Origin of the sequence: Bacteroides sp. Marseille-P8574 (assembly GCF_902825465.1) — a bacterium.
Taxonomy (GTDB): Bacteria; Bacteroidota; Bacteroidia; order Bacteroidales; family Bacteroidaceae; genus Bacteroides; species Bacteroides uniformis.
In genome coordinates, this window is the sequence record NZ_CADEBE010000001.1 from 2,244,551 (window position 1) to 2,258,897 (window position 14,347).

Below are 14,347 nucleotides of genomic sequence, written 5' to 3' on the forward strand. Positions count from 1 at the left end.
ATTCAGCAGATTTAAACAAGGGAATTACCAACATATCGTATAATTGTTTAAATTTGCCAAGTGTGGTGACGTTCAGTGACGGAAGTACAATTACCTATACCTATGGAGCTGACGGCACAAAGCTAAGAACAGTCCATAAGATAGGCAGCGCTACCACCACTACCGATTACTGCGGAAATGTGGTCTATGAAAACGGAGTGCAGAAGATGCTTCTTACCGAAGAGGGCTATGTCAACCTGACCGGAACTCAGCAGTATCACTACTATCTGAAAGACCATCAGGGGAACAACCGGGTAGTTGTCAACCAGTCAGGCACTGTAGAGGAAACGAACCATTACTATCCCTTCGGAGGGGTATTTGCAAGTACTACGAATGTCCAGCCTTATAAGTATAACGGCAAGGAATATGACACGAAGAAAGGACTGAATTGGTATGACTATGGAGCAAGGCATTATGATGCGGTACTGGGACGGTTTACGACTGTTGACCCTCTGGCGGAGAAGTATTATTCGATAGGGATGTATGCATATTGTAGTAATAATTCCGTACGCTATATTGATCCGACAGGTATGTCCATAAGTCCGATTTATGACGAAGAAGGTAAGTTGATTGGTACAGATGATGAAGGTCTGCAAGGAGAGGCCATTATTATGAACAAGTCAAACTTTAAACAAGGCATGTCTCATGAAGAGGCACTAAGCCATAGTTTAGGGTATAATGGATTGGCAGATGAAGAAGCGCGCTCTAACTACTTGGAGAGTTATACAAGTCTTAAAGACAGACCGGATTATGATGGATATTTGACCTTGGAGGAAGCTAATAAATGGTATAGGGAAGGGAAAGGACAACCTCTATTCACATCTTTAGCAAAAATAGATTTATCAGGGATATACTCTTTAGGAGAAAAATATGTGAGAGAAATAAAAAGTTTTAATTTATTGTTGCATAGTGGCTCCTTAAATGATGGATTAGTATACGGAAACGTTACTTTAAAACGATATCCGAATCATTCAGTAAGAGCTTTTTCTGATAAATATGATTTTGAAATGCACAATGGTCGGAATCCATTGAATTGGGGAAGAAATATAGAAACTATTATAGGAAATAGGGTTGCAGGAAGGGGACAACCATATGAAATAAATATTTATGGAAGTGCTAAACTGACACCATTTTTACCTTGGATAAAATAATATGAAGAGATATGAAAAAGGGATGTATTGTTCTACATTTGCTTTGTAGTTTATTTATTCAAAGTTGCATTTCTGATTCTATTAAGAACTTAGGAAATGGATATTTTTATAGAGATGAAGGAGAGAATATAAAAGATATTCTTTGTCAAAATTTCAATGGTGGAGAAATACCGGCAACTGTACTTGACTATATCTATAACGATGAATATATTATTGCAAAACAGAAGCCTAAATATCCTCAAGAACCTTTATACAAAAGAAAATATGAATATGGAACAAACGATAGTTTATTCTATTGGATAATTTTAAAAACAAACGATGTTGTATTGGGACCTTTGAGTTGGCAAGAGTATTTGGATATGAGATTAAAATACCAAATACCAATTGAGCTATCTTTGTACTGATTTTTTGTCGCAGCGGATGTTCTTCATCCGCTGCTTCTGAATATTAGAATCTCCTGCTTCGATAAGCCAAATGATTCCCTGCTTATATTGCCCCATCTCTATAAGCAGGGAATTTTATTTCATACCTGACGAACGTTCCGGGCGGAGCTTTATTGAACCGCATAGCCTATAAAGTGAACGGGACAGGTAGGAACGCCACGCTTTCCAAATCAGGGAACTGCTCTTCGGGCAATCTTTACATTGTGCGCACCACGGACGAGGACAGGAACGTTTCCTGCCTATTCACCGACAAGCTGGGACGTATGGTATTGCAGCGCCGGGTCATCGGAAGCGACAACCACGACACCTACTATGTCTACGACAACCGGGACAATCTCCGTTTCGTCCTTCCCTCGCGCCTGCGGGACGAGGGAATCTCACAGGAAAGGATGCACTGGCCTATTGCTATCAGTACGACAGCCGCGACCGCTGCGTGTGGAGGAAGCTGCCCGGATGTGATGCCGTGCGCTATGTCTACGACAAGGCCGACCGTCTGATTTTCGTGCAGGACGGCAACTTGAAGGGACAAGGCAGATGGCGCTTCACCATTCCCGACGCTTTGGGCCGTACAGTGCTTTCCGGCCTCTGCTCCGAGCCCCTGCCGGTGGACGGAAGTGCGGTGGAAGCGGAATTCACGGGCAGCGGAAGCTATAAGGGATATGCCGTGAAAGTGGGTGGAACCGTCCGTGCACTTTCGGGAAGCAGGCTGCTCACAGTGAACTACTACGACAACTATGACTTTCTTGGCAAGAACGGTTTCCCCGCCTATGCCTACGACAGTTCCATGGAGTCCTCCGGATACGGCACCAAATCCGATGCCCGGGGAATGCTTACGGGCAGCGTGACGGGCTTGGCCGGGGACGGCGCCGGACAGCTTTACAGTGTGGTGTATTATGACCGCCGTTCACGGCCCGTCCAACGGCAAAGTTCCAATTCCCTGGGAGGCAAGGAAACGGAATACACGGCCTATAACTTTACCGGCCAGCCTACCAGGTTGCGCCATGTTCATACTGCCCAAGGCAAGGCTGCCCGTACGGAAGTCCGTACATACTCCTATGACCATGCAGGCAGGTTGTTGACGGTGAAGCACAAGTTGGATGCTTTGGGAGAGGTTACGCTCGTGAACAATGTCTATGACGACCTGGGCCGTCTACAGTCGAAGTCGCTGCATGGCAGTGCCGTAAACAAGCAGACCTATACTTACAACATCCGCGGCTGGCTGACGGGGGTCAGCGGAAGCAAGTTCACGCAGAATCTGTATTATAACACCGGAAACGGAGTAGTGAAGTACAACGGCAGCATCAGCAGCATGACTTGGAAGGCAGGCAATGAAAGCACCGTCCGCGGCTATAAGTTCACCTACGACGGTCTGGACCGTCTGCTGAATGCTATTTATGGGGAAACGGCAGGCATCAGCACGAATGCCAACCGTTTCAGCGAGAACGTTACAAACTATGACAAGAACGGCAACATCAAGGGATTGCAACGTTATGGGCAGACCGGAGCTTCTGCCTACGGCTTGATAGACAACTTGACCTTTACCCTGAACGGTAATCGGTTGAACCGTGTGGATGATGCGGTGACGGCTTCCACTTACGGTGGAGGCTTCGAGTTCAAGGACGGCATGAAGCAGGCGAACGAGTACGCCTACGATGCGAACGGCAATTTAACTAAAGATTTAAACAAGGGAATTACCAACATATCGTATAATTGTTTAAATTTGCCGAATGCAGTAACCTTCAGTGACGGAAGTACAATTACCTATACCTATGGAGCTGACGGCACAAAGCTAAGAACAGTCCATAAGATAGGCAGCGCTACCACCACGACGGATTACTGCGGAAATGTGATCTATGAAAACGGAGTGCAGAAGCTTTTGCTGACGGAAGAAGGCTATGTTACTTTGAGCGACAGCAAGTATCACTATTACTTGAAAGACCATCAGGGTAATAACCGGGTAGTCATCAACCAGAGCGGCACGGTAGAGGAAACGAACCATTACTATCCTTTTGGAGGAGTGTTTGCAAGTGCAGGCAGTATTCAGCCTTATAAGTACAACGGCAAGGAGTTTGACAATAAGAAGGGTTTGAATTGGTATGATTATGGGGCGAGACATTATGATGCTGCGTTGGGAAGGTTTACGACGAATGACAGGTTTGCAGAGAAGTATTATTCGATGTCACCGTATCAGTATGGGGCGAATAATCCGGTAAATAACATAGATGTGAATGGAGATACAATTGTTGTAAATCCTAATCCTAATGGCTTGATAGATAATGTGAGAATGTTTTTTGGATTTGATACCAAGTATCAAAAGGACGTGAAAGCAGATTTGCAGCAACTTAAGAAGGATGATAAGGAAATTGGTGAGATGATTATTGAACTGGAGAAAAGTAAGAATGTTCATTCAATAACAAGGACTAAACGAGGAAAGTCTAATTCTTCAGGATTTGATAGAGAAAAAGCTAAAAAAGACATTCCGCAAGGAAGCATTATAAATTATGACCCTGATGTTAAAACGGATATTAATGGAAATCATCGGACACCAAGAATTGGTTTAAGCCATGAGTTACAGCATTCGTCGGATGTAGATAAAGGTATTATGTCTTATGAAAATATAGGAAATGGAATACCCATGAGAGAAATTCGTGCTATTAATACTGAGAATAAAATTAGAAAAAGAACAGGAGATGCAAAAAGAACGGAATATCGTGGAAGGAAAATACCCCAAAAACTGTTGGAATAAGATTATCCTTATGTTGGGTATTAATCTCTTATTTGTAATGTGTGTACATAAAACAAGTGAGAGGTATGAAGATATGTTTGTTGATTCTACTTGGCAAAGTCCTTTTGTTGCAATGAATATAGAATACAAAGATAGTGTATATTCGATAGTTCCAAGAGAAGGAGATATGTACCTATTTCTGAATGATGGGGTAGCTAATAAGAAATATCGATATGAACTTTTTCCAATTTTATTAGAACAGACATTGGGTATAGACAGCATTACATTTTGTTCACTAAAGGAAATGGACTGTATGGTAACTCCACAGCCATACATAGATTCAATTTATAAAGGAAAAGTAGAAAATCTTATTTCTTTGCTTTTTAATGAGAAAGGTGTACTTTCTGTTGGTTTGTCATATCCAGAAGAAAAATATTTGATTTATTTGTTATTTCATCATGGAGTTTATCTTAATACAGATTGCGAAACTGGAGTTTTGTATATCTTAAATAAATAAGTATTTTATATTCTTGAAATAATCTATTTAATTGCTATCCTAACATCAGATATTACTATATCTTGCATGTTAGGATAGTTTTTTATTTACTTCCCGCTTCCGGAAAGACTACAAGAGAGGAAGTATACACTTACAGCTACGACTATGCTGACAGGGTGAGCAAGGTGGAGCATACATTGGGAGGCAGCAAGATAACCCTCTACGACTGCGATTACGACAAATTCAGGCGATTGTACACCAAGTTGCTGCACGGTTCCGCCACCAACAAGCAGTCGTACACTTACAATGTTTGTAGCTGGCTGACGGGAATCAGCGGCACACGCTTCACACAGAACTTATACTACAACACGGGTGTGGGTACTGCGAAGTACAACGGCAGCATCAGCAGCATGACCTGGAAGTCCGGGAACGAAAGTACAGTCCGCGGTTACAAATTCACTTATGACGGTCTTGACAGAGTACTGAACGCTACCTATGGCGAGACAGCAAGTATCAGCACGAATGCGAACCGCTTCTCGGAGAACGTTACGGGGTATGACAAGAACGGCAATATCAAGGGATTGCAGCGTTACGGGCAACTCTCTTCAACCTCCTACGGCCTGATAGACAACCTGACTCTCACCCTGAACGGCAATCAGTTGAGCTGTGTGGAGGATGCGGTGAGTACCGCTGCATACGGTACAAACACTGCCTTTGTGAACGGTGCAAGCGTCGCAGGGGAGTATGCCTACGATGCCAATGGTAATTTAACAAAAGATTTGAATAAGGGAATTACCGATATTCAATATAATGTATTAAATTTGCCCAGTACGGTATCGTTCAGTGATGGTAGCACAATCACCTATACTTATGGTGCTGACGGCACGAAACTGAGAACAGTCCATAAGATAGGTAGTACAACCACAACGACTGACTACTGCGGTAATGTGATCTATGAAAACGGTACTCAGAAGTTGTTGCTCACCGAAGAGGGTTACATCAACCTGACCGGTACCCAGCAGTATCATTACTATCTGAAGGACCATCAAGGTAACAACCGTGTAGTAATCAACCAGTCAGGTACTGTGGAGGAAACGAACCATTACTACCCTTTCGGTGGTGTGTTTGGCACTGCAGGCAATACCCAGCCTTACAAGTATAACGGTAAGGAGCTTGATACGAAGAAGGGTTTGAACTGGTATGATTATGGGGCGAGACATTATGATGCTGCGTTGGGAAGGTTTACGACGAATGACCCGTTGGCGGAGAAATATTATTCGATGAGTCCGTATACTTATTGTGCCGATAATCCGGTAAAGTTCATAGACCCAAATGGTATGGAATATGCTCCTGGTGATCTGTTTAAGACTAAAAGAGCAGCAGCTAAAGATTGGGGTATGTATTATAATGGTGCATCTATTATACGTAAACGTGAAATGGGCTCTTCTATTTATGAAGTTAAGCAAAAGGGAAAGCTAAAGGGATATTCTTATAGTGCAGCCAATGAAGGAGAGCACAGCGTATCTATAAGCTTACCTCCTAACGGTGAGAGATTTGTAGGATCGATTCATTCGCATGGAGACGCGGACGCAGAGCATATAAATAATAAATTCTCAAAAGCTGATATAAAATATATTGAGAAAACAAAAGAAAATGGTTATTTGGCTACGCCGAGTGGCGATTTGTTAGAATATAATCCTTATAGTAAGAAAACATCAATAGTGACTAGTGATCTTCCTAGTGATCCCAAAGATCCTAAACGAAAGAATAATATTAATCCGAAAGATATTCCTGCTGAAAAGGGTAAACAAAGAATGAAAGAATTGCTACAAAAGCCAGATTTAAACATTCCTGTTAGCCAGAGAGAACATATTCATTGGGTATTTTAAAAAGATAGCAATATGTATAGGACTTATTTTTTTGCTTTAATGCTATTTGCGATGTCATGTACAAACAGTACATCGAAGGTCGGAGAAGATCAACAATCATCTCAACAGATTGAGTATGTAATGAATGATAGTCTCTCAACAGATTTTTATACTGATATGAAAAGCTATGTTCCTGCAGAGGGATTTATACCTACAGCGGATATTGCAGTAAAGATAGCGGAATGCGTACTATTGGAAATTTATGGAAAGGAAAGTATAGAGAAAGAAAAACCTTTTTCTGTTAACTTGGTAAATGGAATATGGGTAATAGAAGGGCATATTCCTAATGGAAATGATAGTGCGCTGACTTTCTGTGGACAATCTTATGTGGAAATAAGAAAAAGTAATGGTGAGATTATAAAGCTTTTGCATACTAAATAAAAAATATTACTCTAATATAAGTTGCCTTTTTTCAATGAGATTTATTTAATTACTATCCTAACATCAGATATGCTATATCTTGTATGTTAGGATAGTTTTTTAGGTCTATCAAATGATGTAGGTCATGCAGGACTACATCCGTACTCTCCGGATGCTTAACAGCACGGGCACTTCCTATCTGGATAACATTTCCTATATGTATTATTTGTACGACAGTCTGGGACGGCTGACCCTGCAGGGGGGAATCCTTCTTCCAGTCCTACCGTGCTTGTGCAGAACAACTTGCTCAGTGGCTACGACATCACAAGTACGGTTTATACTTTCTCCAACAAGCCGTCTGGTGTGACACATACACATACTGCCAGCGGAAAGACCACGCGCACGGAAGTATATACCTATACCTACGACCATGCGGACAGAATAAGCAAAGTGCAGCATAGTCTTGGCAGCACTGCGATTACTCTGTACGATGCGACTTATGACAACTTCGGTCGTTTACTGACCAAGCAGTATCACGGTACGAGCACCAACAAGCTGACTTATACCTACAACCTGCGTAGCTGGCTGACGGGAATCAGCGGCACACGCTTCACGCAGAACCTGTACTACAACACGGGTGTGGGTACTGCGAAGTACAACGGCAGCATCAGCAGCATGACCTGGAAGTCCGGGAACGAAAGTACAGTCCGTGGTTACAAATTCACTTATGACGGTCTTGACCGGATGCTGAACGCTACCTATGGCGAGACAGCAAGTATCAGCACGAATGCGAACCGCTTCTCGGAGAACGTTACGGGTTATGACAAGAACGGTAACATCAAGAGTTTGCAACGTTATGGCCAGACTGGTGCCAGTGCCTACGGCCTGCTTGATAACCTGACTTACACATTGACCGGTAATCAGTTGAGCTGTGTGGAGGATGCGGTGAGTACCGCTGCATACGGTACAAACACTGCCTTTGTGAACGGTGCAAGCGTCGCAGGGGAGTATGCCTACGATGCCAATGGTAATTTAACAAAAGATTTGAATAAGGGAATTGCCGATATTCAATATAATGTATTAAATTTGCCCAGTACGGTATCGTTCAGTGATGGTAGCACGATTACCTATACTTATGGTGCTGACGGCACGAAACTGAGAACAGTCCATAAGATAGGCAGTACAACCACAACGACTGACTATTGCGGTAATGTGATCTATGAAAACGGTACTCAGAAGTTGTTACTCACAGAAGAGGGTTACATCAACCTGGCCGGTACCCAGCAGTATCATTACTATCTGAAGGACTATTAGGGTAACAACCGTGTAGTGATCAACCAGTCTGGCACTGTGGAGGAAACTAACCATTACTACCCTTTCGGTGGTGTATTTGCCACTGCAGGCAATACCCAGCCTTACAAGTATAACGGTAAGGAGTTTGATACGAAGAAGGGTTTGAATTGGTATGATTATGGGGCGAGACATTATGATACGGCGTTAGGAAGGTTTACGACTAATGACAGATTTGCCGAGAAGTATTATTCGATGTCTCCGTATCAGTACGGGGCGAATAGTCCGGTTGTTAATATTGATGTGAATGGAGATAGTATTAGAATTTGCACTGAAACTCAGTCCTTTGGTCACACATGGATTAGTGTTGGTGAAGGATCTAATATGACTGTTTATAGCTACGGACGATACAATGGAACTAATAAAGGGCCAGATAGAAGCTCTAATTCTTTAGGAAATGGTTCCGGTGTTCTTTTAAAGTTAATGGGGGATGAAGCAAAAGCTTACAATGACAAAAAAAGCAGCTGGTGGAATGTCTGTATTTGTAGTAACAGATGTGGCAGATGAAAAAGTTGCTAATATTTTAGACGAAAAGTTTAATTAATATGTCAACTACAATGCCAGATAATCCTAAAAGTGATTATTATAACAGTTCTTCTGCTCGTATTATTGATGAATATAAGCTGACAAGTAATAATTGTACAACAATGGTATCTGACGTGTTGAATAAAAGTGGGTCAAATGCTCTGAAAGGGACAAGGCTACAACAAACAAGTAATTTGGGAACATGGACTACTATTCCTATTGTCAACAGATTTGTTCTTCCAATATCAATGCAGAATCATTTAGTGAGAATATCCAAACCAGGAGGTGTAGTTTATAAAACAAGATAGATTATGAAATGGCTTAGAATTGTGTTTGTTGCCACATCAATAATTCTTTCATTATTAATTATATACGCAATTATTAATTGTGAAATTAGTTATAAATATGAGATTGAAAATCGATGTGGGGATAAGATTGATATCTTATGGGTTGAGGAGTGGCTAAAAGAAACGATTAAAGTGTGGAAGTTTTTTCTATGCTATGTAATCATTAATATCTTTTATTTAGTAGCTTCTCTTGTCAATAGCCGTAAATCTTCAAAAGAAAAATGCAGTTTATCATAAACAAACGCAGTCTCTTTTGTATTGATAATTAGGCCGTCTTGCCTTGATATGAATTGACTATTTTTATCGTTATCCTAACATCAGATATCCCATATCTTGCATGTTAGGATATTTTTTTGTCATATAACAGTCATACCATTTCTAATGTTGTAACTATCCTCCGTGCCGGGCTACACCCTTTTTTGCAGATGGCTATACCATCGCATAGAAAGGGTGTAGCCATCCGGAGTAAAAGGTGTAGCCTCGTGAAATGTGTCCTACGAATGCTTTTGGCGGGGATAATAGCGGCTTGCATAGAATCTGTGTTCCTTTGTCCGCGTCTTGTTTTTATACTGCTTCATCCGAAGAAGAAAAGGAAGCGCAAGAATCTACGGTGGCAGATAACATTACCCCGACAGTATAACATATCATATCCGACCATAAAAATCCATGCCCGAAGACCAATGCTCCGAGCGTGGTGTTTCGTATGGCATTCGCCCAATCGACCTGGTATAATTGGCTGATTTCTATGCAATAAGAAAACAGTAAGGAGATTGCGGCCACTTTGAGTATGGATGCCGAAGGGAAGAGAAAGCGTAATCCCCAATAGACCATAGCTGCCCAAAGTGTATCGCCAATATACTCTGCAATAAATTTAGGCAATGCATTGCCATATTTCCGGGAAGCAAGTCCTGCCAATATGATGACGAAAGTGACGGTTAAGTAAATCCAACGTTTGTATTTCACATCATGATGTTTTAGGTCCATTGCAAATTTATGGAAAATTGACAGATATGAGTGAGAAGGAAGAGCTTTTTCGTATTTTTTCCTATCGAACGGTCTGTGTAAGGCTATAAACAGAAAAGCAAATGAAGGGCAATACTATGACACGTATATGGCCAAAAATAACTATTGGTACAGCATGCATGAACTGAGCCGCATGGACGATGAAACAGGCGACCCCTTGCCGGGTGACCGGAGACTTGCACCTATTCCCGTCGGATTTACCGTTCGGAGCGGTGGCACCCAATGGCTGTTCGAGAACAGCGTCCGCACCACAAATCCGGAAGAACTTTGGAAATAAGACTCTCTTGTTTCAAATCTCCCCGAAATCATGTACCTTTGTGGCGATACCTAAAAAAGGGTGTGGCAAGATGATGAACAAGATAAATTCCGTATGCGTATATTGTGCTTCGAGCACAAAGATAGATTCCGTTTATTTCGATGCAGCCCGTGAGTTGGGCACTCTGCTGGGGCAGCGGCAAATTCGCTTGATTAATGGTGCGGGAAATATGGGACTGATGTCCGCTGTGTCCGATGCGGCACTCCGGGCAGGGGGAGAGGTGACGGGCGTCATTCCCCGCTTCATGGTGGAGCAGGGATGGCATCACACCGGACTTACCCAACTCGTGGAAGTGGAAAGCATGCACGAACGGAAAAAGACAATGGCCGACTTGAGCGATGCCGTCATCGCCCTGCCCGGTGGTTGCGGCACCCTGGAAGAACTGCTGGAAATCATCACTTGGAAGCAACTCGGACTGTATCTGAACCCGATTGTGATACTGAATGTCAAGAACTATTTCGACCCTCTGCTCGATATGCTCCGGCAGGCGGTGGACGAAAACTTCATGCGCGTGCAGCACGGTGCCATCTGGCATGTGGCGCAGACACCGCAGGAAGCCGTGGAACTGATATATACCACTCCCTTGTGGGACGCCTCCATCCGTAAATTCGCTGCAATATGATAGGGCTGTTGATGGCTTGGGCAGTAGTGGGGACGGAGGGGATTCCTATTCCATATTCTCCGAGAATGGACGATGGCATCACCGTGGTCCTTTTGTGCTGTTTCTTTCTGTCGGCCTATGTCTTGTCACGCAGCCGCAAGTTCCTGCTGCAACTGGTGAAGGATTTCCTGCTTCATCGCGAACGTACCAGCATATTTGCCACTTCCACAGCCGCCGATATGCGCTATCTGCTGCTGCTCATCCTGCAGACCTGCATCCTAGCAGGCGTCTGTATCTTCAACTACTTCAATGATATACAGCCGGAACTGGTACACCATGTGCCGCCGGGACTTCTATTGGGGATTTACATCGGTATGTGTCTTCTCTATTTGTGCTTGAAGTGGATGCTTTACTCTTTTCTGGGTTGGATTTTTTTTGACGAAAGTGTTACAACGCTATGGCTTGAGTCCTATTCTACGCTACTTTATTACTTGGGATTCGCCCTTTTCCCGTTTGCTCTGTTCATAGTCTATTTTGATTTGAGTTTGCAGCTGACGATAATAATCGGATTGATTTTAGCCTTTTTTGCTAAAATATTGATGTTATACAAGTGGTTAAAGCTTTTTTGTAACAATTTATATGGCGGTTTACTTTTAATTTTGTACTTTTGTGCCCTTGAAATCATGCCTTGTTTTGTGTTATATCAAGGTGTGATGCAGCTAAACAGTTATTTGATAATAAAATTTTAGGACGTTGAAAATTAAGAAAGTACTTGTGTCGCAGCCGAAACCGGCATCAGAGAAATCTCCTTACTACGACATCGCCGAGAAGTATGGTGTGAAAATAGATTTTCGCCCATTTATCAAAGTGGAGAGCCTTTCAGCGAAAGAGTTCAGACAACAGAAAATTTCGGTCTTGGATCATACTGCCGTTATTTTTACTTCGCGTCATGCTATTGATCATTTCTTCCACTTGTGTACAGAATTGCGTGTGACAATTCCCGAAACAATGAAGTATTTCTGCGTGACGGAGGCCGTTGCTCTGTATATCCAAAAGTATGTGCAGTATCGTAAGCGTAAGATTTTCTTCGGAAACACCGGGAAGATTGACGATTTGATACCTTCCATTGTTAAGCATAAGACTGAAAAGTACTTGGTACCAATGTCGGATGTACACAATGATGACGTGAAGAATCTGCTGGATAAGAATAAGATTCAGCACACGGAAGCTGTCATGTACCGTACTGTCAGCAATGACTTTGCTGCAGATGAGGCTTTTGATTATGACATGCTGGTGTTCTTCAGTCCGGCAGGCATCAGTGCCTTGAAGAAGAATTTCCCTGATTTTGACCAGAAGGAAATCAAGATCGGAACATTCGGCTCTACCACTGCCCAGGCAGTCCGTGATGCCGGACTTCGTCTTGACCTGGAAGCTCCCAGCGTGCAGGCACCCTCAATGACGGCGGCGCTTGACATGTTTATCAAGGAGAATAATAAAGGAAAGTAAAAAGAGAGAAATAAAGAGAGAAATAAGGATTAGGGATTAAGGATAAAGGATGAAAGAACCTATTCACCTCCACCTCCTTTATTCTTTATCCCTAATCCTTTATCCCTAATCCCTAATCCCTAATCCTTGTTTCTCATGCCAAATACCTTGCGTAAGTCCGAACGGTTGGACAAGAAGAAAGTGATAGAGAAGATGTTTGCGGGCGGCTCACGCTCGTTTTCGGTTTTCCCTTTGCGTGTGGTGTATCTGCCGGTGGAGGAGCTGGAGGCACCCGTTTCCATTCTTGTAAGTGTTTCGAAACGCCGTTTCAAGCGGGCGGTGAAGCGCAACCGCGTGAAACGCCAGATACGTGAAGCCTACCGCATGAACAAACACGGACTGCTGGCCGTGCTGACGGAAAAAAAGTGCCGTCTGGCCGTGGCCTTTATCTATCTTTCGGACCAGTTGGTAGACTCTTCTGTCATTGAGGACCGTATGAAGACAGCTTTGGCACGCATTGCCGAGAAGGTAGCGGCAAATGCTGAAGCCGAGCAAACTCCGCAGGTGTCATGAAGCGTCTGCTTTCATATCTGCTGCTGCTTCCCATCTATTTCTATCAGAAGTGCATATCGCCCATGATAGGGCCTTCATGCCGTTTTACCCCCACTTGTTCGCAATATGCGGTGGAGGCCATCAAGAAACACGGACCTTTCAAGGGGTTTTGTCTGGCAGTAAGGCGCATTCTGCGCTGCCATCCCTGGGGAGGTTCCGGATATGATCCCGTTCCATGAATATTCCAGTAGACATACATACACACCGGTTTCCGCAAATACCCGGAACTGCCATTGCAAATTGCTATCCCGAAACGTTCTCTCCACAGAGCGGCGGATGGTATTCGGTGGGGATACATCCCTGGCATATAGGTCGGAGTGGAGGTGAACACTCAGGAGTTGAAGGTGCTGTGGCTAGCAGGGTGTGCGGCCTGGAGGAGTTAGTGCGTCATCCCCAAGTACTTGCCGTGGGCGAAGCCGGGCTGGACAAGCTGGCAGATGCTCCGATGGATTTGCAGGTGGAAGTGTTCAGACACCAGGCATGTTTGGCAGAGGAAGTGGGAAAGCCGCTGGTGATTCATCTGGTGAAGGCGGTTGATGAACTGCTGAAGGTGAAGCGGGACTTGCGCCCGTCGAATCCGTGGATAATACATGGTTTCCGTGGCAAGGCGGCGCCGGCGGAGGAATATCTGAAACATGGCTTTTATCTTTCATTCGGGGAGAAATACCAGGAAGCAGCCTTGTGCCGGGTACCTGCCGACCGGCTGTTCATCGAAACGGATGAAAGTGAAGTTTCCATCGGGGAATTGTATGCACGCGCTGCCGAAGTGCGCGGCATCTCTCCCGAGGAGCTTGGAGAAACACTCCGGAGAAATGTCTGCAAAGTCTTTTTTAAACCCTAAGAGTTGTTTCTTCGAATAAAGAGTCGTATTTTTGCGCAGATTAAAATAGGAATCAAACAATTCATAGATAATCACTTAAATAATTAATCAGATAACTTAATCATT

Annotated in this window: 16 protein-coding genes and 2 pseudogenes; 17 read left to right on the top strand and 1 reads right to left on the bottom strand. The window is 43.5% G+C overall.

The window, feature by feature from the left end:
* Nucleotides 1-8: 8 nt before the first annotated feature.
* The 10 genes and pseudogenes from HUX74_RS09470 to HUX74_RS09510 form a co-directional block, all read left to right on the top strand.
* A pseudogene (locus HUX74_RS09470) lies at nt 9-578 on the top strand (RHS repeat-associated core domain-containing protein); the annotation flags it as partial.
* A 623-nt stretch (nt 579-1,201) separates the two neighbouring features.
* A complete protein-coding gene (locus tag HUX74_RS09475) occupies nt 1,202-1,594 on the top strand; it encodes a DUF3997 domain-containing protein (RefSeq protein WP_174646568.1) in 393 nt (130 codons plus the stop codon).
* 173 nt (nt 1,595-1,767) lie between these two features.
* On the top strand, nt 1,768-2,130 hold the full coding sequence (locus tag HUX74_RS09480) for a hypothetical protein (protein ID WP_131225637.1): 363 nt from the start codon (nt 1,768-1,770) through the stop codon (nt 2,128-2,130).
* Nucleotides 2,067-4,379, top strand: coding sequence for an RHS repeat-associated core domain-containing protein (locus HUX74_RS09485; RefSeq protein ID WP_254592851.1), 2,313 nt, complete (start codon nt 2,067-2,069; stop codon nt 4,377-4,379). The genes HUX74_RS09480 and HUX74_RS09485 overlap by 64 nt, the downstream gene beginning before the upstream one ends.
* On the top strand, nt 4,345-4,875 hold the full coding sequence (locus tag HUX74_RS09490; RefSeq protein WP_118931273.1) for a hypothetical protein: 531 nt from the start codon (nt 4,345-4,347) through the stop codon (nt 4,873-4,875). Before HUX74_RS09485 ends, HUX74_RS09490 begins: the two co-directional genes overlap by 35 nt.
* 62 nt (nt 4,876-4,937) lie before the next feature.
* Complete coding sequence (locus tag HUX74_RS21035; RefSeq protein WP_117976560.1) at nt 4,938-6,743, top strand: RHS repeat-associated core domain-containing protein; 1,806 nt, start codon at nt 4,938-4,940, stop codon at nt 6,741-6,743.
* A 12-nt stretch (nt 6,744-6,755) separates the two neighbouring features.
* Nucleotides 6,756-7,163 (top strand): NTF2 fold immunity protein, encoded by a 408-nt coding sequence (locus HUX74_RS09500; RefSeq protein WP_051642902.1) that lies wholly within the window; start codon nt 6,756-6,758, stop codon nt 7,161-7,163.
* A 270-nt stretch (nt 7,164-7,433) separates the two neighbouring features.
* A pseudogene (locus HUX74_RS20745) lies at nt 7,434-8,759 on the top strand (RHS repeat-associated core domain-containing protein); the annotation flags it as partial.
* A gap of 278 nt (nt 8,760-9,037) precedes the next feature.
* A complete protein-coding gene (locus HUX74_RS20750; RefSeq protein ID WP_226791268.1) occupies nt 9,038-9,325 on the top strand; it encodes a hypothetical protein in 288 nt (95 codons plus the stop codon).
* A gap of 3 nt (nt 9,326-9,328) precedes the next feature.
* Nucleotides 9,329-9,601, top strand: coding sequence for a hypothetical protein (locus HUX74_RS09510; RefSeq protein WP_009037544.1), 273 nt, complete (start codon nt 9,329-9,331; stop codon nt 9,599-9,601).
* Nucleotides 9,602-9,928: 327 nt separating this feature from the next.
* Here the strand turns inward: HUX74_RS09510 and HUX74_RS09515 are convergent, their stop codons facing one another.
* Nucleotides 9,929-10,327, bottom strand: coding sequence for a DUF2809 domain-containing protein (locus HUX74_RS09515; RefSeq protein WP_117601091.1), 399 nt, complete (start codon nt 10,325-10,327; stop codon nt 9,929-9,931).
* Between the two features lie 148 nt (nt 10,328-10,475).
* Between HUX74_RS09515 and HUX74_RS09520 the strand changes: the two genes are divergently transcribed.
* The 7 genes from HUX74_RS09520 to HUX74_RS09550 all read left to right on the top strand — a co-directional run bounded on the left by HUX74_RS09520 (nt 10,476) and on the right by HUX74_RS09550 (nt 14,242).
* Nucleotides 10,476-10,664: a hypothetical protein gene (locus HUX74_RS09520; protein ID WP_009037546.1), complete on the top strand. Its 189-nt coding sequence runs from the start codon at nt 10,476-10,478 to the stop codon at nt 10,662-10,664.
* Nucleotides 10,665-10,737: 73 nt separating this feature from the next.
* On the top strand, nt 10,738-11,325 hold the full coding sequence (locus tag HUX74_RS09525; RefSeq protein ID WP_117601092.1) for a TIGR00730 family Rossman fold protein: 588 nt from the start codon (nt 10,738-10,740) through the stop codon (nt 11,323-11,325).
* Nucleotides 11,322-12,053 (top strand): DUF4271 domain-containing protein, encoded by a 732-nt coding sequence (locus tag HUX74_RS09530; protein WP_117601042.1) that lies wholly within the window; start codon nt 11,322-11,324, stop codon nt 12,051-12,053. The genes HUX74_RS09525 and HUX74_RS09530 overlap by 4 nt, the downstream gene beginning before the upstream one ends.
* Nucleotides 12,054-12,057: 4 nt before the next feature.
* Nucleotides 12,058-12,810, top strand: a complete 753-nt coding sequence (locus tag HUX74_RS09535) for a uroporphyrinogen-III synthase (protein ID WP_005834069.1) — start codon at nt 12,058-12,060, stop codon at nt 12,808-12,810.
* Nucleotides 12,811-12,945: 135 nt separating this feature from the next.
* Nucleotides 12,946-13,362 carry a ribonuclease P protein component gene (gene rnpA, locus HUX74_RS09540; protein WP_022400586.1) on the top strand — a complete coding sequence of 139 codons (417 nt, stop codon included), beginning with the start codon at nt 12,946-12,948 and terminating at the stop codon, nt 13,360-13,362.
* Entirely contained in the window at nt 13,359-13,580 is a 222-nt protein-coding gene (gene yidD, locus HUX74_RS09545) for a membrane protein insertion efficiency factor YidD (protein ID WP_005831056.1), read from the top strand. Before rnpA ends, yidD begins: the two co-directional genes overlap by 4 nt.
* Complete coding sequence (locus HUX74_RS09550) at nt 13,577-14,242, top strand: TatD family hydrolase (protein WP_174646569.1); 666 nt, start codon at nt 13,577-13,579, stop codon at nt 14,240-14,242. Before yidD ends, HUX74_RS09550 begins: the two co-directional genes overlap by 4 nt.
* Nucleotides 14,243-14,347: the final 105 nt, after the last annotated feature.